Origin of the sequence: Rhodococcus sp. IEGM 1306 (genome assembly GCF_036541985.1) — a bacterium.
In the GTDB taxonomy this organism is placed as follows: domain Bacteria; phylum Actinomycetota; class Actinomycetes; order Mycobacteriales; family Mycobacteriaceae; genus Rhodococcus_F; species Rhodococcus_F qingshengii.
The window spans coordinates 1-17,886 of record NZ_JAZHFF010000004.1 but is presented as its reverse complement, the minus strand read 5'-3'; the positions used below and the strand labels follow the sequence as shown (position 1 = coordinate 17,886).

At 61.6% G+C, this 17,886-nt stretch carries 21 protein-coding genes and 1 tRNA gene; 13 read left to right on the top strand and 9 right to left on the bottom strand.

The window, feature by feature from the left end; all coding sequences use genetic code 11:
* Nucleotides 1-56: 56 nt before the first annotated feature.
* The 3 genes from V3587_RS12565 to V3587_RS12555 all read left to right on the top strand — a co-directional run bounded on the left by V3587_RS12565 (nt 57) and on the right by V3587_RS12555 (nt 2,078).
* A complete protein-coding gene (locus V3587_RS12565) occupies nt 57-494 on the top strand; it encodes an STAS domain-containing protein (protein ID WP_200314350.1) in 438 nt (145 codons plus the stop codon).
* 86 nt (nt 495-580) lie between these two features.
* Nucleotides 581-1,558, top strand: a complete 978-nt coding sequence (locus V3587_RS12560; protein ID WP_095971898.1) for a YihY/virulence factor BrkB family protein — start codon at nt 581-583, stop codon at nt 1,556-1,558.
* A 316-nt stretch (nt 1,559-1,874) separates the two neighbouring features.
* A complete protein-coding gene (locus V3587_RS12555; RefSeq protein WP_003943666.1) occupies nt 1,875-2,078 on the top strand; it encodes a cold-shock protein in 204 nt (67 codons plus the stop codon).
* Nucleotides 2,079-2,200: 122 nt separating this feature from the next.
* On the opposite strand, the gene V3587_RS12550 is transcribed toward V3587_RS12555, so the two are convergent.
* Nucleotides 2,201-2,440 carry a CDGSH iron-sulfur domain-containing protein gene (locus V3587_RS12550; protein WP_166812229.1) on the bottom strand — a complete coding sequence of 80 codons (240 nt, stop codon included), beginning with the start codon at nt 2,438-2,440 and terminating at the stop codon, nt 2,201-2,203.
* On the opposite strand from V3587_RS12550, the gene V3587_RS12545 reads away from it, so the two are divergent.
* On the top strand, nt 2,441-3,490 hold the full coding sequence (locus V3587_RS12545; RefSeq protein ID WP_095971896.1) for an iron-containing redox enzyme family protein: 1,050 nt from the start codon (nt 2,441-2,443) through the stop codon (nt 3,488-3,490).
* Here V3587_RS12545 and V3587_RS12540 read toward each other — a convergent pair.
* On the bottom strand, nt 3,447-4,145 hold the full coding sequence (locus tag V3587_RS12540; RefSeq protein ID WP_200314352.1) for a HemK2/MTQ2 family protein methyltransferase: 699 nt from the start codon (nt 4,143-4,145) through the stop codon (nt 3,447-3,449). The genes V3587_RS12545 and V3587_RS12540 overlap by 44 nt on opposite strands.
* 109 nt (nt 4,146-4,254) lie before the next feature.
* Between V3587_RS12540 and V3587_RS12535 the strand changes: the two genes are divergently transcribed.
* The 5 genes from V3587_RS12535 to V3587_RS12515 all read left to right on the top strand — a co-directional run bounded on the left by V3587_RS12535 (nt 4,255) and on the right by V3587_RS12515 (nt 8,226).
* Nucleotides 4,255-5,022: a GAF and ANTAR domain-containing protein gene (locus V3587_RS12535; RefSeq protein WP_124567385.1), complete on the top strand. Its 768-nt coding sequence runs from the start codon at nt 4,255-4,257 to the stop codon at nt 5,020-5,022.
* Nucleotides 5,023-5,223: 201 nt separating this feature from the next.
* Entirely contained in the window at nt 5,224-5,928 is a 705-nt protein-coding gene (locus tag V3587_RS12530; protein ID WP_283376871.1) for a glycosyltransferase, read from the top strand.
* Nucleotides 5,925-6,863: an acyl-CoA dehydrogenase gene (locus tag V3587_RS12525; protein ID WP_166812233.1), complete on the top strand. Its 939-nt coding sequence runs from the start codon at nt 5,925-5,927 to the stop codon at nt 6,861-6,863. Before V3587_RS12530 ends, V3587_RS12525 begins: the two co-directional genes overlap by 4 nt.
* Nucleotides 6,857-7,615 carry a PIG-L deacetylase family protein gene (locus tag V3587_RS12520; RefSeq protein ID WP_283376872.1) on the top strand — a complete coding sequence of 253 codons (759 nt, stop codon included), beginning with the start codon at nt 6,857-6,859 and terminating at the stop codon, nt 7,613-7,615. Before V3587_RS12525 ends, V3587_RS12520 begins: the two co-directional genes overlap by 7 nt.
* Nucleotides 7,612-8,226: a class I SAM-dependent DNA methyltransferase gene (locus V3587_RS12515; protein WP_283376873.1), complete on the top strand. Its 615-nt coding sequence runs from the start codon at nt 7,612-7,614 to the stop codon at nt 8,224-8,226. Before V3587_RS12520 ends, V3587_RS12515 begins: the two co-directional genes overlap by 4 nt.
* 52 nt (nt 8,227-8,278) lie before the next feature.
* Here V3587_RS12515 and tatA read toward each other — a convergent pair whose 3' ends face one another.
* Genes tatA through V3587_RS12500 form a run of 3 tightly spaced genes read right to left on the bottom strand, consistent with a single transcriptional unit; the run spans nt 8,279 to nt 10,745 of the window.
* Nucleotides 8,279-8,455: a Sec-independent protein translocase subunit TatA gene (gene tatA / locus V3587_RS12510; protein WP_050655684.1), complete on the bottom strand. Its 177-nt coding sequence runs from the start codon at nt 8,453-8,455 to the stop codon at nt 8,279-8,281.
* The gene (locus V3587_RS12505) at nt 8,455-9,126 is read right to left on the bottom strand and encodes a Rid family hydrolase (RefSeq protein WP_283376874.1); all 672 of its coding nucleotides are present in this window, start codon (nt 9,124-9,126) and stop codon (nt 8,455-8,457) included. Before V3587_RS12505 ends, tatA begins: the two co-directional genes overlap by 1 nt.
* Nucleotides 9,127-9,164: 38 nt before the next feature.
* On the bottom strand, nt 9,165-10,745 hold the full coding sequence (locus V3587_RS12500; RefSeq protein WP_200318085.1) for a flavin monoamine oxidase family protein: 1,581 nt from the start codon (nt 10,743-10,745) through the stop codon (nt 9,165-9,167).
* A 238-nt stretch (nt 10,746-10,983) separates the two neighbouring features.
* Between V3587_RS12500 and V3587_RS12495 the strand changes: the two genes are divergently transcribed.
* Nucleotides 10,984-12,495, top strand: a complete 1,512-nt coding sequence (locus tag V3587_RS12495) for an APC family permease (protein WP_283376875.1) — start codon at nt 10,984-10,986, stop codon at nt 12,493-12,495.
* Nucleotides 12,495-13,247, top strand: coding sequence for an IclR family transcriptional regulator (locus tag V3587_RS12490; protein WP_214881731.1), 753 nt, complete (start codon nt 12,495-12,497; stop codon nt 13,245-13,247). Before V3587_RS12495 ends, V3587_RS12490 begins: the two co-directional genes overlap by 1 nt.
* Nucleotides 13,248-13,249: 2 nt before the next feature.
* On the opposite strand, the gene V3587_RS30700 is transcribed toward V3587_RS12490, so the two are convergent.
* On the bottom strand, nt 13,250-13,897 hold the full coding sequence (locus tag V3587_RS30700) for a hypothetical protein (RefSeq protein ID WP_411742230.1): 648 nt from the start codon (nt 13,895-13,897) through the stop codon (nt 13,250-13,252).
* Between V3587_RS30700 and V3587_RS30695 the strand changes: the two genes are divergently transcribed.
* Entirely contained in the window at nt 13,898-14,845 is a 948-nt protein-coding gene (locus tag V3587_RS30695) for a DUF3322 domain-containing protein (RefSeq protein ID WP_411742229.1), read from the top strand.
* Here V3587_RS30695 and V3587_RS12480 read toward each other — a convergent pair.
* The 3 genes from V3587_RS12480 to dcd all read right to left on the bottom strand — a co-directional run bounded on the left by V3587_RS12480 (nt 14,803) and on the right by dcd (nt 15,980).
* The gene (locus V3587_RS12480) at nt 14,803-15,009 is read right to left on the bottom strand and encodes a hypothetical protein (protein WP_019747486.1); all 207 of its coding nucleotides are present in this window, start codon (nt 15,007-15,009) and stop codon (nt 14,803-14,805) included. The genes V3587_RS30695 and V3587_RS12480 overlap by 43 nt on opposite strands.
* Before the next feature lie 91 nt (nt 15,010-15,100).
* On the bottom strand, nt 15,101-15,385 hold the full coding sequence (locus V3587_RS12475) for a hypothetical protein (protein WP_019747487.1): 285 nt from the start codon (nt 15,383-15,385) through the stop codon (nt 15,101-15,103).
* Between the two features lie 25 nt (nt 15,386-15,410).
* Nucleotides 15,411-15,980: a dCTP deaminase gene (gene dcd, locus V3587_RS12470; protein ID WP_019747488.1), complete on the bottom strand. Its 570-nt coding sequence runs from the start codon at nt 15,978-15,980 to the stop codon at nt 15,411-15,413.
* A 306-nt stretch (nt 15,981-16,286) separates the two neighbouring features.
* Between dcd and V3587_RS12465 the strand changes: the two genes are divergently transcribed.
* Nucleotides 16,287-16,360 (top strand) — tRNA-Gly (locus V3587_RS12465).
* The last annotated feature ends 1,526 nt before the right edge of the window (nt 16,361-17,886 follow it).

Below are 17,886 nucleotides of genomic sequence, written 5' to 3'. Positions count from 1 at the left end.
CGTGCCGTCAGGTCGGTCGTCAGCCTTTCGATGAAAGCACACAGACCGGATCTGCCATGAATCTGAATGATCTCGACCATGCACCGATCGATTTCGTCGATCCCTCAACACAATTGGGGCCGATCGTGGACACACAAGGCTTCGCAGCCTGGCGGATAACACCCTCGACAGTCCTGATCCAGGTCGACGTCGACCTCGACAAACTGTCCGCGCCAGAACTACGAGAACTTCTCGACTCGTACGCAGCGGAGTGGTCGCGCGTCGTTCTCGACCTGTCCAATTCACTGTTCGTCGGTGCGGTCTGCCTCGAACTGTTCGCCGAACTGAACTCCCGTTCGCGAGCCCACGATTTCCAGTGGTCCGTCATCGGGTCACACCCGCTTCGACGCTTGCTCCGGGCCGCACGGGCAGAAGAGGAATTTCCGGTCACCAACTCTGTCGAGGGAGCCATGCGCGCACTCGACGAAGCCGAGCAGTCGCTCGAAGCCTCCTGACGCCACGCCTGCACCGGCGTCGAGCGCCGCACGCTCGCAGCGACTAAGGTTCGTCGGGCTGTCCGACGAGCTGAGAGAGACCGAGAATGACAATCGCCAAGCGCCTCGATGCCTTGCAACAGAAGCATCCGGCACTGGGGTTCCCGATAGCGGTCCTCTACAAGTTCCTCGACGATCAAGGTGTTTATCTCGCCGCGCTGATCGCTTACTACGGTTTCGTCTCGCTCTTTCCTCTTCTTCTGTTGCTCTCGACCATTCTCGGCTTCGTGCTCTCGGGCAACCCCGAGCTTCAGCAACAGATCTTGGACTCCGCGCTGCATCAGTTTCCGGTAATCGGTGACGACCTGGGCAATGCGCAACAGATCGGCGGCGGTGTCACAGGGCTGGTGATCGGAATCGTCGGTGGTCTCTACGGTGGCCTCGGCGTCGCTCTGGCTTGCCAGAATGCAATGAACACGGTGTGGTCGGTGCCCCGAAACATGCGACCGGATCCCATCCGCGGTCGTCTTCAAGGGTTACTGCTTCTCGGCACGATCGGTCTCGCGATCGTGGGGACCACCGCTGTCTCCAACATCGGCGGTGCGCTTCATCTGGGCGGTTCGTTCAGCTTCCTGCTGACCCTTGCGGTAGTCGTATTGAACGCGGGCATCTTCATCGTCGCTTTCCGGCTCACCTGCGCCCGCCCGCTCTCGGTGGCCGATGTGGCACCCGGAGCGATCGCCGCTGCTGTTCTCTGGCAAGCACTTCAGTCCTTCGGTGCCCTTTACGTGACATCCGTGGTGCGAGGCGCCTCCACCACCAATGGCGTCTTCGCCATCGTTCTGGGTTTGTTGGCCTTCTTGTTCCTCGCTGCCGCCTCGATCGTCATGTGCGCGGAAATCAACGTCGTGCGAGTCGACAAACTCCATCCGCGGGCGTTGTTGGCTCCGTTCACCGACAACACCGAGCTCATCGAAGGCGATCGGCGCACCTTCGCCGATCAAGCAAAGGCGCAACGCGCGGTTCCTCACGAGAACATCCATGTGACGTTCGACGGGCGCACCAAACCCGACGATTCGGACTGATCTCGACCCCGATCGAGTTGGGTATTTGGTCCCCTCCTGGGTATCGGGGTGGCATTCTGCGCCGCGAATCCAGATTTAACACAAGTGTTGTCATTTCGCGCTGCATCGAAGCGACGAATACATCACAGCAGGTAAACGCGCATAGTTGAACAATCACCTGCTTCCGACGCGGTCCCGGAACGGGACAAAGCCGTCAAATACTGCAACTCGCCATGCATGTAATTGGAGACAGAAAAAGAAGAGCATGGCAGGATCAGGTGTGAGACCGGACTCTCGATGGGAGGGCTCGGCTCGATGGATCCAGGAGAATTTGGTTATGGCTCAGGGCAGTGTCAAGTGGTTCAACGGTGAAAAGGGCTTCGGATTCATCGAGCAGGAAGGTGGCGGACCGGATGTGTTCGTTCACTACTCGGAGATCCAGGGCAGCGGCTACAAGTCCCTCGACGAGGGCCAGAAGGTCGAGTTCGAGATCGGACAGGGCCAGAAGGGCCCCCAGGCTCAGAACGTTCGCGCCATCTGAGTTCGATCCCAGTCTGACTTCAGACTGAAAAGGCTGGACGCTGCACCGCATGGTGCCGGCATCCAGCCTTTTCTTGGTTTTCGGGTCTTCCTGGCCTTCCTGGACTCCGGGTCCGGTACCGGCTAGGTCGCTCGCGCTCGCTTCTTCTTGTGTGAGCTGTCGCAGAACGGCGCGATACCGGTTCGTCCGCATCGACACAAAGCAACCGTGGAGCGCTTGTTCTCGATCGGAGTGCCGTCGTCACGGAGCAACTCGAAGTCACCACGCACCAGCAGCGGGCCGTCCGAGCAGGCGGTTATGGTGGTCTTGTTACCAGGAACACTCGGTGTTTCGGCAGATGACGATTCGGGAAACGCGGTCATATGTCCTCTTCACTTCTCGATTCGGCCACTGGCGTGCCCACTTCCATGCCTGTTCCACAGGCGCGCGGCCCACTGAGCGCCACTCTTGTTTCCATTCTGCGCTCCTCGGCCGATCCGAGGGAGCTTACGGCTGCCACCGACGCCTACGAGGATGCACGGTCCATCGACCCCACCTACGACATTCTTCGAGACGACGACGCTCAGTTGACCCTGACGCTCCTCTACGAGCTTCATTTGCAGGGAATCGAGAACGTCTCGGACGAGTGGGAGTGGAATCCGGATCTGCTCGCCGTGCGCTCTCGGCTCGAAGCGCGCTTCGAGTCCGGCATCGCGGAACTTGTGGGAGAGGTTCCGTCCTCCGGCGACGTGGTGGCCGACCTGTGGGCGATGACCGCTCCCAGCGCCGGCCCCGGCCTTGCGTCCTTCATGGCGAAGGACGCCACGGTCGATCAGTTCGCGGAGGTGCTGATTCACCGTTCGCTCAATCAGCTCCGTGAAGCGGATGTGCACACCCTCGGAATTTCGCGGCTCTCCGGTGCCGTCAAGGCGGCACTCGTCGAAGTGCAGAGCGACGAGTACGGAGGCGGCCGCGCCGAGCGTATGCATTCGCGTCTTTTTGCCGACACCATGCGGGCTGTCGGTCTTTCGGACCGCTACGGCCATTACATCGATGCTGTTCCCGCGGTCACCTTGGCGTCGTTGAATGCTCTCTCGCTCTTCGGTTTTCATCGTCGACATCTCGGAACGCTGGTCGGGCACCTGTGCGCCGTCGAGACCACGTCGGCGCTGCCGAGCAAGCGCTACAGTGCCGGACTGCGCCGACTCGGATTCGGTTCGGACGCGACACTGTTCTACGACGAGCACGTGGAAGCAGATTCGGTTCACGAACAGATCGCCGTTCGCGAACTTGCCGGCGGTCTTGCTTCTTCGCAGCCGCACCGCACTGATGACATCTTGTTCGGCGCCGCAGCGTGCCTCGCGTTCGACGACCTTCTCGGCGATCACCTCACATCGAGCTGGGAGAAGGGCGAGACTTCGTTGCGCGAATGATCACGAGTTGTTCGATTTCCTGACCTGTGGTGATCAGCCCTCGCGCCTCCAGCATGGTGCGCCGCTCGCGCATCACGGGCCCGAAGGGAATGTACTTCCGGGCCGAAATCTCCACGGCCATACCGTGTTCCTCGAGTATGGCCTCGGTCTTGTCGACCCCACACAGTACCGACTGCAGGAGAAGAAGTGTGCCGCCGGGGACGAGCACTTCGTGAACCGTGGCCGCGATCCTGTCGATCAGGGCACGACCGTCCTTGCCTGCGTCCCAAGCCCGTTCGATTCCAGCGGTAGGGAGATCATCTGCAAGCGCAGGGACGTACGGCGGGTTGGAGATCACCAGATCGAAGAGTTCCCCGTGCACCGCGCCGGTGAGGTCCCCACGACGGGAGTCGATCAAGGTTCCGTTGAGGATCCCGTTGAGACGAGCGTTGGCACACGCTCGGCGAGATATGTCGACCGCGACGACGTGACCTGCGCCGGCCGCGGATGCCGCGACGGCAAGGGCGCCGGTCCCCGTGCACAGATCCAGCACCCGACTGCGAGCGGTGAGGTGCTCGAACAGCAGCGCATCCGCCAGTAACGACGTGTCGTGTTGCGGTGGATACACACCAGGTAGACGCAGGATCATCATCGGCTCCTCTTTTTCAGGCGACATCGCACATCGCTGCGTGCGGCTACCCAGGAACCTCGGATTTCATGCAACATCGAAGCATCAACCGCCTGGAACGGTTACATCGTCGCAGTTTGCGGAGTAGACCTGAGTCATGACAGGCAATGCGGACACTCCACAGGGAGCCGCGGCGTTTGCTTCCGCAGCAGATTCGCTCGACACTCTCGCCGAAGCGATCGCCGGACTCCGGTCCACTCTGAACACGGACGAGCATCTCGACTCCATGCTCCAACGTCTGGCCGAGACTGCTGTCAAAGCCCTGCCGGATGCCGATGCTGTCAGCGTGACGGTGCTGTCCGCCGATGGCCCACGAACTGCCGCATCCACCGCGGACTACCTTTCCGAAATAGACGACGCCCAGCACTCTGCCGATCGTGGTCCGTGCGTTGACGCCGCGCGCACTGTGTCGTCGGTACGGGCAAAGGTGGGTGATCACGAGGACACATGGCCGGAATTCACCGCCGAGGCCCGCAAACAAGGCGTCCGGTCCTACTTGTCCGTGCCGATCACCATGGGAGAAGGCAGCACCGAACTACTCGGCGCTTTCAACGTCTACGGATTCGCGTCGACAGAGTTCAAGCCCTTCGACGAGGAGTTGATGAAATTGTTCACCGCCGGTGCGGGCGCAGCGATCGCAGATTCACGACGCTGGCGTCAGGCGCACGAACACATCGAACAACTGCACTGCGCCATGGAATCTCGGGCCGAGATCGAACAGGCCAAGGGCGTCCTGATCGCCGTCCACGGTATCGACGCCGACGAAGCATTCAGCCGTCTCGTGCAGCAATCGCAGCACACCAACGTGAAACTGCACGAGGTTGCCCGGATGCTCGTCGATTCGGTGCGCCACCGCCGGTTCTGAAAGAACGCCGGCGGCAAAACCCCATTTTGTACCCCGAAGGTGCAGTTCCCAAACACATCCAGAGATGTTTCACCGAAACAGTTTTCGACCTGCGTAACTGCTGGCGGTCGCGCGGCGGCACTCGTCCGAAATGTGGTTATCTGTTGAGAACCGGGACGAAAGAAGACCCGACCGTACCAGGGTGAGGAAAGGATCGTCACTGTGCCAATCGACCAGGTTCTTGTCGTAGTTCCCGCCCACAATGAAGCCGAAGACCTTCCCAACTGCCTTCGCGCACTCGCAACAGCGGCATCGGCTTGCATTGTCCCCGTCCGACTTGTTGCCGTCCTCGACAACTGTTCGGACGGAACCGCGGGGGTCGTCCCCGACGGAGTGGAAGTACTGCGCGTCGAGCATCAGAACGTCGGACGTTCGCGAGCGACGGGCTTCTCCGCGTTCGGCTCAGATTTGGGCGCCTCAGCGTGGTTCACCACCACCGATGCCGATTCGGTGGTCGGCCCCACGTGGATTGCGCGCCAATTGGAATATGCGCGTACTGCGGATGTCGTCGCGGGAACCGTGCGCATCGCCGACTGGGAAGGTCATCCACACTCCGTCCGCGAACGATACGAACGTATGTATCACGAGCATCCGTACGGTCGACACGGTCACGTCCACGGTGCCAACCTCGGTGTCCGCGCCGACATGTACTGGAGCGTCGGAGGATTCTCCGATCTCGAAGAAGACGAGGACGTCGATCTCGTCCGGCGGTTGAGCGAAGCTGGTGCCTGTATCGCATGGGCCGAAGACATTGCGGTCACCACGTCTGCACGTCTCGACGGCCGAACTCCGGGCGGTTTTGCCGGACATATCCGTAACCTGGGTGGTACGACCGCCGATAACGAAGAAGCGGAGCTGGCACGATGAAACGACTACACACACTCCTGGACGCAGGTGGACTGTACTTGCCGTTGCCCGGCGGCGGCGCGACGGCCGCACGATGGACTTCCCTGGCAGAACTCACTCGAGAGAACGTGGTCCTCGGCCGAATGGCTGAGGCCCACACCGATGCAGTCGCGATACTCACCGAACTCGACGGACCCGATCCCGAACCGGGTCAGCTGTGGGGAGTGTGGGCAGCCGAGCCACCCGAACCAGTGGTGAATGCATCTGAGCACGTGGGAATCTGGACGCTCACCGGTCGCAAGTTGTGGTGTTCGGGCGCCAACACCTGCACGCATGCACTGATCACCGCGTTGGTCGACGGTGTCCCCTCGCTCTTCGCGGTCGAGCTCGGGCTACCTGGGGTACATCCCGTTCCCGATTCGTGGAAGGCCGTTGGCATGGCCGAAAGCGACTCCAGCGCGGTCGATTTCGACATGGTTCCGGCAATACCGGTCGGGACGGCAGGCGACTACCTGAGCCGGCCGGGGTTCTGGCACGGCGCGATAGGAGTGGCCGCATGCTGGTACGGCGGTGCCTGTGGCGTCGCAGATCCGTTGTACGACAAGGCCGCAAGCAGCGAAGATCCCTATGTACTCGCGCACCTCGGTGCGGTCGACGCGGCGTTGGCCGCGGCCCGCAACGCGCTCGCAGGCGCGGCGGCGGAGATCGACGCCGACCCTTTCGACGAAAATGCCGAGGCCATGCAACGGGCACTGCGTGTGCGGGCAATTGTCGAGCGCGCCGCCACCGAGACCCTGGATCGGGTGGGACGCGCTCTCGGGGCTGCACCGCTCTGCATGGACGCCGAGCATGCCGCCCGCGTCGCCGACCTCACCGTCTACTTGCGGCAGAGCCACGCCGAGAAAGATCTCGCAGAACTGGGCCGGATTGCGGCCAAGGGGAAACGGCCGTGGTGAACTCGAAACTGTTCGCGCAGAAGCCCGTCGACGACGGTGGCACCCCCGAATCGACGTGGCGGGAGTGGGGACGCAGGTTTCCGGAACTGGACCTGAGCGGGTGCTCGCGATTGATCGTCGTCGCACCTCATCCCGACGACGAAATCCTCGGCCTGGGTGGAACCGCACTCCTGGCAACACTTTCCGGAATCAATGTCCACGTGGTGTCCGTTACCGACGGCGGCGCTTCACATCCCGACTCACCGACGGTGACTCAGCCCGAGATGGAACAACTTCGACGGTCCGAGTCGGATCGAGCGGCGCGTGTGCTCGGGATTCCCGCGCCGGTTCGATTGAGCATCCCGGACGGGAAGATCGGCGAGAACCGGCGAGAGTTGACCGACCGCCTCAGCTCGATTCTCGGTGATTCCTCGGCCGATACCTGGTGCGCCTCGACGTGGCGAGGGGACGGCCACCCGGATCATGAAGCCACCGGTGACGCTGCGGCAAGGGCGTGCGCGGATACTGGAGCACGATTGATCGAGTACCCCATCTGGGCGTGGCATTGGGCCGCGCCGGATCATGCGGCAGTCCCGTGGGACAGAGCAAGAAGAGTGACCTTGCCCTCCGACGTGCAGGCTGCAAAATCTGCTGCCACCAAAGAGTTCACTTCACAGATCGCCCCGCTTTCCGATCACCCCGCGGATGCGCCCATCCTCCCCCGACACGCGATGGAACGACTACTGCGACCGTACGAGACGGTGTTCGTATGAGCGATCGTGAACTGCCCGCGGATTACTTCGCCAAGATGTATGCCGCACAGTCCGACCCATGGGATTTCGAATCCCGCTGGTACGAGCAGCGAAAGTACGCGCTCAGTGTCGCCATGCTCCCGAAACCTCGATACCGCCGCGCGTTCGAACCTGGGTGCTCGATCGGGGTTCTCACCGAGAAGTTGGCCGAGCGCTGCGACAGCGTTCTCGCCACCGACATCGTCCCCGTCGCACTCGAGAATGCCCGAGCGCGACTTGCCGGTCGTGACGCCGAATTCCGTCTCTGGGCTTTGGGTGACGACTGGCCCGACGAGACCTTCGACCTCGTCGTCGTCAGCGAGGTCGGCTACTACCTCACCTTCGAAAAGCTCACCGAGGCAATGCTGCACGTCGTCGAGCACCTCGAGCCTGGCGGAACGCTGCTGTGCGCCCATTGGCGTCACGTCGTACCGGAGTATCCGCAAAACGGTGACGCCGTTCATTCGGCTGTGCGCCAGACGCCGGGGTTGGCGCAGTTCGCGTCGTACCAGGACGAGGACGTGCTGATCGATGTCTTCGTGAAAGGTCCACCGTCACCACCATCGGTAGCTCGTTCCGAAGGTTTGATCTAGAACCCCTGTGCGCGGTTGAGGAGTGTGGGGACTCCTCAACCGCGCACGGGGGTCAGTCTCGCTTCTCCAACGCGAGGTCCGTATCCGAGTGCAGTTCACCGACTTCGGACTTCAGGATCCGCATCGACCGGCCGAGGCCGCGGGCCGCGTCGGGCAGCTTCTTCGAACCGAACAGCACCACGAGCACTACTGCGACGATCGCCCAGTGGGTCGGGCTCAACGCGCCCATCAGGCGGGTTCCTTGCCCTCGGGGTACACCGCATCGACCTCTACCTCGACGAGCCAACCGGCAACCGGCAGTCCGGCAACCTCGAGCGCGAAGCGGGTGGGCCGGGCGCTGTTGCGCTCGATCGGAGCGATCGGCTCGGCAGTGCCCATCGGAACCAGCTCCGTATCACCGGTGTCGAGATTGGTGTTGGCGAAGAACTGGCGGTACGCACGATTCCATCCGGCGTAGTCGGCCTTGTCCGACCCCGGCGCATTGTCGAGGAAGACGCGCATCGTCACGACGTCTTCGAGACTCAATCCCTGTACTTCGAGGTTGTCGCGGATCTTCTTGAGTACGTTGATGCCCTGCGCCTCGGTGACGGTGACCCCGGCCGGTAGAACACCGCCGGAGAACTGACCGTCGATATACGACTCCGGCGATCCTTCCGGCGCCGCCTTGTTTCCTGCCGACGGGCCGATGCCGCTGGTCTTGTAGATCGCGGTGTCGCCGCCGATCGCGACACCCTGAGCGATCATCGGGCTGGCCTGCCCCGCTTCGAGAATCGATGTGGAGACGAACGAACTCGATGTGGTCTCGGCGTCCGCCTCGTCAGACGAGCAGGCAGTGGCGAACCCCAGTAGCGCGGTGGCGGCGAATGCCGCTGCAAGAACCTTGGTGCTGCGAGATTTCATGATGTGACCTCCAGAAATGTGATGGAAAATGAAGCACGTCAGGCAGTTTGCGCAACACGCTGATGCAGATGGGTAACGACGTCCTGCGCGGACGTGAAGGCCCCGTGCTGCCAGGCGATGGCATTGGAGAGGTGATCGCCGGCGAAGTAGATCCGGTCGACGGGTTCGAGCAGCTTGGTGTACTCGGGAGTTGCCATGCCGCCGTGGGAATCTCCCGCGCCGGCCCACGACGCCCAGGCGGATTCCGAATACTTGGTACGACGCCAGCTTCCGGAGAAGGACGACGAGATGTCGCGAGTGTATTTGTCGCCGTGGATCTCTGCGCCTTCGGCGATGGCCTTGGCCAGGCGCTGACGGTGCGTGAGCGATTCGAAAGCCTGTTGACGCTTACCCGAGCTGTAATACGCGACGACGACGCCACGGTCGGAGTTGTAGTGGTCGTAGGGGAACATGATCTGGGAGATGTCGCGGTCGGTGTTGGACGCGCCGCCGTAGATGCGGTCCTCGGTCTCCCACCACCGACGCGAGTATTCGATACCGAGCTTGCCCGACGACGACGGCTTGGCTGCATCCAACGCGAGCAAGATGTCGGAGGGCAGGTTGTTGTTCAGCCGCTTGATCAGGTGCGGTGGGATCGTGCAGATCGCGTAGTCGGCGGTGATCGACTTGGTCTTGCCGTCGACGACGTAGTCGACGCTGACGCCTTCCGGCACGTTCTTCATGCCGCTGACCTCGGCGCCGAACTCGATGTTGTCCATGCCGATCGCGTCCTGGAACTTGTAGTAGATCCGGTCCATGCCGCCGACGGGGGTCATCATCGTCATGGCCTGGTCGTAACCGAACTCGAAGGAGAACGCACGCCCGATGCCGCCCTGGATGACATCGCTCATCCCGAAGGGTTCGATCTCGGTTCCGAAGTTGAGGCCGGCGCCCGGCTCCGCGGAGTGCCCTCGACGCGAGGATCCGACGTAGCGGCCGTCGCTGGAGAGATCACCGAAGTCGGTGAGGAAAGACGAGAGTGCTTCCTTGTCTTCCTTGCTCAAGACCTGGTCGAGAGCGCCCTGATTTGTAGCCTTCTGCAGCAGCTCGGACATGTATCCGTAGGTGTCGGCCTTGGCTGCTCGGTAGGTGATCGACTGATTCGCGAGCGGCTTGTTGCCGGTGTAGTTGACGAAGGTGTTCGCATTCTGGTTTCCGAACATCTGCAGTTCGACACCCAGCTCGCGGCAGTAGTCGATGGTGTTGTGATTTTGCGGAATACGCGTCGCACCGAGGTTGTAGAAGTGCCCCTCGGAGAACGTACAGGTCTGTGTCTCACCGTTCAGATCGGTTTCTTCGGTGCCATTGCGGATCGACCACACCCGACCACCCGGCCGGTTGCGTGCTTCGAGGACAGTGACCTTGTATCCGGCCTTCTGCAGTTCGTAGGCGGAGCACAGACCGGACGGTCCACCGCCGAGGATCACGACGGAGTGATTTCCCTTGACCTTTCCGATCAGGTCACCCGCGGCAGGTGCCTGAAATCGCCTCGGCGTCGATGCCACCGCCGGCGCCAGGCCGATGGACGACATAGCACCGAGTGCCAGGCCGGCGCCGCCGGTGATTCCCAGACTGCGCATGAAAGATCTACGTGTGTATGGCATTCGAGCTCCCCAGTGTGCTCCCGGTGACCCGGGTGGTTGGTGTTGAACACAGACTTCAGGAGCGTTGGGTCCGGAACTTGACGCGCAGGAAACAGTCAGTGGGGACCGAGTGAGAAACCTGCGAGCATCCGCATCGGGCTCTCTCACCCGAGTGCGATCAGCGGAAGCATGTCCGCAATATCCGCGTTACAGAACCGGACTAGCGTGACGCGACATGTCCGCTCTCACCGAAGCCATCGCGCGGTCCTTCACCACGCGCGAGAAGCAGCCCCCGGCGCGATCGCCGCTGCGCGCGTTGGGCCGTCGGCAACTCTCCGGCGCCGAGGTACTGGCCCAGTCGGTGGCAACCACTGCTCCCGCGGTGTCGATGGTCGTTCTGCCCGTCACCATGCTGACACACGGCCGATTGTTGAGCGGGATGATCACGATCATCGCGGCCACCGTGCTGGTGACGCTCATAGCGTTCTGCGTTTCACAGTTCACGCGCCGAATGGCAGCATCAGGTGGGCTGCACAGCTTCGTCTTTCGTGGACTGGGCACCCGGGCAGCATTGACCACCGGCATCGCCATGTTGGTCAAATACGTCGGAAGCGCGGTGATGACGCTCTACCACGGAGGGCAGGCCGCAATCGCATTGCTCGGCTTCGCGGGTGTGCACGTGGACAAGACTTTTCACGTCATCGCGCTCTATCTGGGGATAGCCATGCTGATTCTCGGTGCCCTCGTTCGGGGTGTCAGATTTGCCGCTCTCGCGATCCTCGTCGTCGAAAGCTGTTCACTGCTGTTCATAGTCGGGCTCATGGTCCTGGGCGGTTCCGGAAGCCAACAGGCACAGATCGTTCCGCCCAGCTCCGGCCACGGATTACTGCTCACCGCCCTGGCTGCCGTGTTCGCTCTCGCCGGATTCGAGAGCGCGGCCTTCTTCGGCCCCGAAGCTCGTCGTCCGCTGGTAACCGTCACCCGCACAGTTCTTCTCACCCCGATCATCTGTGGATCGCTCTTCATCTTCGCGGGCTGGGCCGCTTGGTCCGGACGCAGTGACACTCTGGTCAACGCCTATCTTCACGGAACGGCGACGGGTGTGAGCCCCGCCGTCGTGATCGCGCTCAACGTCGGTCTGGGGTGCTCGTGGCTGGCGTCGTCGATGGCGTCGTCCAATGCTGCGTCACGCCTGGTCTATTCGTTCGGCGTCGAGCGGCTACTCCCCCGCCGGTTCGCCTCGGTTCACCGTGCCTTCCGCACGCCGTACTTTGCCTTGACCGCCGTCGTCTGCACAGTTCTGGTGGGCGGCGGAGCCTTTGCCATCCTTGGACGCGGAGAGATTTTCGACGACGTTCGACTAACGGTTCGCGGTGCCGTCATCGTTGCCTATGCACTGGTGGCGATCGCATCGGTTGTATTCCTGACGCGTATCGGAGAGCACACTCCCGGCGTTCTCGCAGCCGCGTCGTGTGGAAGTGGTGCCGGTGCGATAGTTCTCGGTTACCTCGTTTACGCCAACACGATCGACCACGCGTACGTTGCACCGATCGCTGTGCTCGTGATCCTGACCTCGGGCACGCTCTGGCAGTTCTACCTGCGACGCCGAAGCCCCAAAAGTCTGCTGCACGTCGGAGCTTTCGACAGCCCCGAAACCGAGGACGTACTACCCGGAGCTGGGGTGTTCGCCACCGACGCAGCCGGAAACATCGTGCTGGTGGGCGAGCCGACCGCCGGCGCCCGCTGATGGTGGGCCGACCCCGCGATCTCGGTGGGCACGAACCCCGAGCCGTTCAGCGCGCCCTTGCCCTGCTCGAGTCGGCAGCCAGGCTCGGATCGGGAGCCACCGCCAAAGACATTGCCGCCCTGGCCGACATCCCACCTGCCACCGCGTATCGGTTGCTCAACATCCTTGTCGCCGACGGCTACCTGGTTCGGATCGCCGACCTCTCCGGCTTCGCGCTGGGCCGACGCACCCGCGAATTGGCCGGGGCTGCCGCCGAACCCACCCCCGTCGACAATTCGGTGCTCCTCGAAGAACTCCGCGAACAGCTGAGGTTCGGCGTCTATCTCGCGTCGTTTGCAGAGAACAGAATTCGACTTGTGGATCGCGATCCCGACCACGAGCTCAGCGGTGAACGAACACTGGTCACAGCCGTTCACGCATCAGCTATCGGGAAGCTGCTCCTCGCCGGCCGACCCGAATTGGCCGAGACCCCATTGCGAAAGGTCACCGCACACACCATCACCGACGGCGACGCGTTGGAACTCGAACTCTCGCGGATCCGGCGCGGTGAGCCCGCCCGTGAGGTCGACGAGATTCGTGTCGGACGCTCTGCCGTCGCCGTCCCGATCCACGACGTCGAAAGGTGTGTGGTCGGAGCTTTGGCTGCGATAGGTCCGACCGGCAGACTGTCCGTGAACGACGCAGACCTGGTGGCGCTCTTGCGGGAGTACGCGGAACGCATCGTTGCTCCGACGATGTCGAAAGCAAGCTGAAATCACAGACCGAAAACGCGTTTGGCAAAGCCGAGATGCTCGTCGGCCCAGCCGATGACGCCCAGAGTGGAGTCGAGATTCTGCGGCGGCGTGCGTACCAAGGTGTCGCGTCGGACGAGTCGGTCGAAATCGACCTGCGCTCGGTCGAACTGGACCCCGGCTGTGACCATGATGTTCGCCAACTCTTGCGCCATCACCCCGTACGCGACTGTTGTGGGATGAACGCCGTCGAGCGAGAAGAGGCCGCCCGATGCGCGGCCACCGCGACCGTCTGCGGAGAGGAACAGTGAGTCCGGCACGGGTTGCAGATCGGTCAGTGCCTTGGGGAGGGGGTACGGCGTCCACCATGACGGCCGCGCATTGACATCGGTGACGTAGCGCCGTGAAGCCACGCGCTCGAGCAACCCGGCAATATCGCAGAGGTACCAGTCCTTCCCCACCCGACGGGCATTCGCCACGGCTTGCTCGATTCCGTCGTTGTACATGTCGATTGCGGTATCGACGGCCCACGCCTGCGCGCCGGTGATGTGTTGATCGCGCTGAGGGTCGAAGTCGGTGTCGCGCACCCATGGTCGCGCGTAATACGGGAAATATCGTGATCCGATTTCGATCTTGCCGCCGAGCCCGTGGGCGATCGGCGCGATGGTCACATGCGGGACCGTGCAAAGAATGACGTGCTGGGCGTTGATCTTGCGGATCGCAGCCAGCACCTCGGCGTACTCCGACGCGAAGTGCTCCGGCTGCCACACCGTGTAATCGCGCTTACCATCCGGGTCGCGGAAGTTGTTGCCACTCCACTCGACCCGAAGTTCGGTGACGGTGCGGAGCGCATTGTTGGCACCGAGGAAGACGATCAGAGTTTCGATGCCTTCCTTGCCCAGCTCCGCTGCTGCGTCGAACGCCGTCATGCGCTTCTCTGCCTCGGAGCCTCGCGGCAGAACTCTCAGTGCGGCACGCTCGCCGTTGTTCTCGACGATCTGGCTGATCAGGTCGTCGTGTGGTTGGTGAAGGGCCGCTTCACACCCCTGCGCGGTCTTGGTCAGAGCATCACGAAGGTCCCACCCGTAGACCGAAAGGTTGTGGTTGATCGCCGAGAACGTCGGCGCTTCGCTGCCCGGTCCGCGTTCCCAGTAGTCCTCCACCTGGTCCATGAACCCGCGTGCAGCAAAGAGTGCGAGCGGAACCTCCCAGAGGTCGAGCCGTGGGCCGAAGCGCTCTTCGAGGGTGCGGAGCAGCAGTTCGATGTTGAGTGGGAGCCCGCCCGGGCCGCCGTATCGGGGAAAGCGGAACTGATCGAGCCAGCCCAACTGGTGAGCAATGATCGACGGATACGACAGCTCGGTATTGAAGACCGCCCCGCTCTGAAATCCCTGCGACAGCGAGTCTCCGATGACCACCAACCGGTGTGGAGCATCTCCCGCAGACGGAACTACCGGAATCCCGACTGTGGGATCGAACTGCGGAATCCTGGGTCCCCCGGCGGCTGCGGCCACGACGTCGTCGGGAGTATCGGATGGAAGTTCCACGCCCACTCACCTCCGGAAAGTCCAGCTGGTCAGCTGATCAGTGGTGGCTTACGCCGATCGGCATTGTCCTGATCCGATTGCTTCTCTATGGACCTGACAACCTCGTCGGCCCACTGTTGATTTCGGCCGTCGAATTCTGCGCGGTCCCGGCGCGCGATACCGCGTCCGACCAGGATGGCAATCGGAATGGAACACACGACCCATACGAGTAGTACGCCTCCGACAATCCACCACATACTCAGTAATTGTGCCCGATTCGCCGACCGTTGTGCTCCAGGTCGAAACTTCTGTCCGAATCGTGGCGTTCAATTGAGGTGAGCTCGCAGGTCAGTAGCGATCGGCGTCGACAGTTTCGCGGACCTTACGGACCTGATTCCAACCACGAGCGGCGATGCCGAAGGCAACAAGCGACATCAGATCCGAGACCGTCAGACCGTGTTCTCGATTCAACGACCACAAGACCTGACCTTCCAGCGGGCCGTTGAAGAAGAGCCACGCCACTCCTGCGCAGACGGTCGCAACAACACTGGCCTTCGACGGCTTCATCAAGCACACGGTGCTGGTCACGAACAACAAGTTCATGAAAACCAGACCGTAGAAAATTCCGATCATGCGACTCCCCCCGAAGTTGGTTCGTTCAGCTGCGGTTGAAGTTCAGGTACGCCTTCGACGGAGTCGGGCCGCGCTGACCCTGGTACTTGGATCCTGCCTCGGAGCTTCCGTAGGGGAACTCTGCAGCGCTCGAGAGCTTGAGCAGGCAGAGCTGCCCGATCTTCATTCCCGGCCACAGCGTGATCGGCAGGTTTGCGACGTTGGACAGCTCCAGTGTGATGTGGCCGCTGAAACCCGGGTCGATGAAGCCGGCGGTGGAGTGCGTCAAAAGGCCCAGGCGCCCGAGGCTCGACTTACCTTCGAGGCGCCCGGCCAGGTCGTTCGGCAGTGAGCACACTTCGAGAGTCGAACCGAGAACGAACTCGCCGGGATGCAGTACAAACGGCTCGCCCTCTGCCGGTTCGACCAGGCTGGTCAGCTCGTCCTGGCGCAGTGCCGGGTCGATGTGCGTGTACCGCGTGTTGTTGAAAACCCGAAAAAGACCGTCGAGGCGCACGTCGACGCTCGACGGTTGCACCATGGAATCGTCGAAAGGGTCGATACCCAGACGTCCAACGGAGATTTCGGCACGGATGTCACGATCGGAGAGCAGCACAGGTAGAGGTTACCGGTTCTGCGAGCAGTGCCGACCCATCGCCGGGGGCGATCACATTGCGGTGACGAAGCGCGATGGGTGAGTTCGGGACTCCCCCGCCGTGCCCCTGCCCCACATACCTCGAGCCATCCATACCGAAAGGCTTTCCCGCGCAGAACTTGTGGGCAAATCATTTACCAATGGCGCCGACCTGGACACGCCTGTGTTGATCAATGGCGCCCGGGGACACGGCTGCTTGAAAGCTCGTCTGATAATGTTCGGAAAGCATGTTGGTCGGCGGTGAAAACACGTCCGGTCGGCTGCGACGCCGATGTAGTTCAATGGTAGAACATCAGCTTCCCAAGCTGAATACGCGGGTTCGATTCCCGTCATCGGCTCCACAGATTCAACGCAGGTGGAGGGCGTTTCCGTTCACGGAAACGCCCTCTTGCTTTCACGCTGACGCCGCGAATACGCCGCGCGGCGGGCTTCAGACGCAAGCGTTGATTGCAATCACTGTGCGTTCCACAGTCGCGAGCGCGTCCACAGCGTCGTCCCTACTCAACGGGTACGAGCCACCAAGTGCTAGAGGACCGGATCTCGGAATTCTGCAGTTCATCGATGCCGTCCGACTGGTCGTGCCCCGGCCTCAATCGGTGTCCATTGCGCGCACTGTCAGGAGAGTGCTGTCGACCTCGAAGCCGATGGTCGCCGGTACCTCGGTTCGTTTGCCGTCCATCAGTGATTCGAGCGCGACTACCAACCGATGGTTGGAAACTGTTTCTGCTCGGGCACCGCGCGCTTATCAGTTTTTAAAACCGATCTGCCGTAGCGCACCCGGACACCGGGGACCACAACTCACGCAAGAATGCAGGTCTTCTCACAATCACAACTGTGAAAATACCCAAGTCCGTCAAAAATCACCTTCGAAAAGCATCAAGTACGTATTCTTCCTCAGTACCGGACAGCCCTAACCGTAAGTCCCAATGCACGACCATCGGTCTGCACATTAAAAACCCTCACCAACCTACATCTTGTGCCTGCTCGGATCATCCGTGGATCGACTCATACACTCCGGATCCGGAAGAGCCGGATAAATCTCGAAGAAATACCCCAGTTTGGAGGACTGTCACATTAGCGTCGCGCTACCTTCCCGAAGATCTTAAAAAACCGGCAGGTTGGCCCCAATTCGATAGAAGGCCGTAGGTGTCCAGAGTCGAAACCTTATTACTCGCAAGCATTGCAGCGTCTTCCCTGGTTATGACGTTCGGAGCTACGGCTTCTCACGCAACTCCCAAACCGGGCAACTTAGGCGGAGGCAATTTTGGTGGACCTTGGTTGGTGGACTAAAACTCCTCGAATGGCCTCGGATATCAGGACGTCACCTCATTCGGTCCAGGCTCGCCCGCTTACATTGCAGGTCCCAATTTCGATAGCAGGGCCTCTGCCCTGTATGCAGTAGCGAATGCTGCCGGGCTCTCGACGGAGAGAGGAGGTGAATTTGAAATGAATAGCGTTCTCTTTGCTATCGTCAATGTGATCGTGGCGATGGCGAACGGTTCCACGATCCCCTTCTCATTAGAAGGCGCAGGGCCACTAACCGCCCCCGACTTGTAGGAAGATCGGCCGACCGCATGTGAATGACAGTTTCAGCTCTGCCTGAAACCTGCATATCAGCAGATGCGTGGATCGTGCGGTGGTCACAAACACAATCTCCCCTACCTGTCCAGGAAGGGGAGATTGTGTTTGACAGGTCCCATGCCACGGTGAGGCAGCTACCGATCTCGGACGCGAGCGGGAGCTGTCTCCGAGGTTGACCACGATGGACCTGTACCTAGTTGGCACAGAACCTAGTGCGGTGTTCTTGAAGTTTTTCGACGGTCGGCTTTCGCGAGTATCTGCTCGGCGGTTTTCGTCCAGATGAATG

Excerpts from the sequence above, each read along its gene's own strand:
- V3587_RS12565 (WP_200314350.1), top strand. The coding sequence starts at position 57 with ATGAATCTGAATGATCTCGACCATGCACCGATCGATTTCGTCGATCCC.
- V3587_RS12560 (WP_095971898.1), top strand. The coding sequence starts at position 581 with ATGACAATCGCCAAGCGCCTCGATGCCTTGCAACAGAAGCATCCGGCA.
- V3587_RS12555 (WP_003943666.1), top strand. The coding sequence starts at position 1,875 with ATGGCTCAGGGCAGTGTCAAGTGGTTCAACGGTGAAAAGGGCTTCGGA.
- V3587_RS12550 (WP_166812229.1), bottom strand. The coding sequence starts at position 2,440 with ATGACCGCGTTTCCCGAATCGTCATCTGCCGAAACACCGAGTGTTCCT.
- V3587_RS12545 (WP_095971896.1), top strand. The coding sequence starts at position 2,441 with ATGTCCTCTTCACTTCTCGATTCGGCCACTGGCGTGCCCACTTCCATG.
- V3587_RS12540 (WP_200314352.1), bottom strand. The coding sequence starts at position 4,145 with ATGTCGCCTGAAAAAGAGGAGCCGATGATGATCCTGCGTCTACCTGGT.
- V3587_RS12535 (WP_124567385.1), top strand. The coding sequence starts at position 4,255 with ATGACAGGCAATGCGGACACTCCACAGGGAGCCGCGGCGTTTGCTTCC.
- V3587_RS12525 (WP_166812233.1), top strand. The coding sequence starts at position 5,925 with ATGAAACGACTACACACACTCCTGGACGCAGGTGGACTGTACTTGCCG.
- V3587_RS12515 (WP_283376873.1), top strand. The coding sequence starts at position 7,612 with ATGAGCGATCGTGAACTGCCCGCGGATTACTTCGCCAAGATGTATGCC.
- tatA (WP_050655684.1), bottom strand. The coding sequence starts at position 8,455 with ATGGGCGCGTTGAGCCCGACCCACTGGGCGATCGTCGCAGTAGTGCTC.
- V3587_RS12505 (WP_283376874.1), bottom strand. The coding sequence starts at position 9,126 with ATGAAATCTCGCAGCACCAAGGTTCTTGCAGCGGCATTCGCCGCCACC.
- V3587_RS12500 (WP_200318085.1), bottom strand. The coding sequence starts at position 10,745 with ATGCGCAGTCTGGGAATCACCGGCGGCGCCGGCCTGGCACTCGGTGCT.
- V3587_RS12495 (WP_283376875.1), top strand. The coding sequence starts at position 10,984 with ATGTCCGCTCTCACCGAAGCCATCGCGCGGTCCTTCACCACGCGCGAG.
- V3587_RS12490 (WP_214881731.1), top strand. The coding sequence starts at position 12,495 with ATGGTGGGCCGACCCCGCGATCTCGGTGGGCACGAACCCCGAGCCGTT.
- V3587_RS30695 (WP_411742229.1), top strand. The coding sequence starts at position 13,898 with ATGCGGGACCGTGCAAAGAATGACGTGCTGGGCGTTGATCTTGCGGAT.
- V3587_RS12480 (WP_019747486.1), bottom strand. The coding sequence starts at position 15,009 with ATGTGGTGGATTGTCGGAGGCGTACTACTCGTATGGGTCGTGTGTTCC.
- V3587_RS12475 (WP_019747487.1), bottom strand. The coding sequence starts at position 15,385 with ATGATCGGAATTTTCTACGGTCTGGTTTTCATGAACTTGTTGTTCGTG.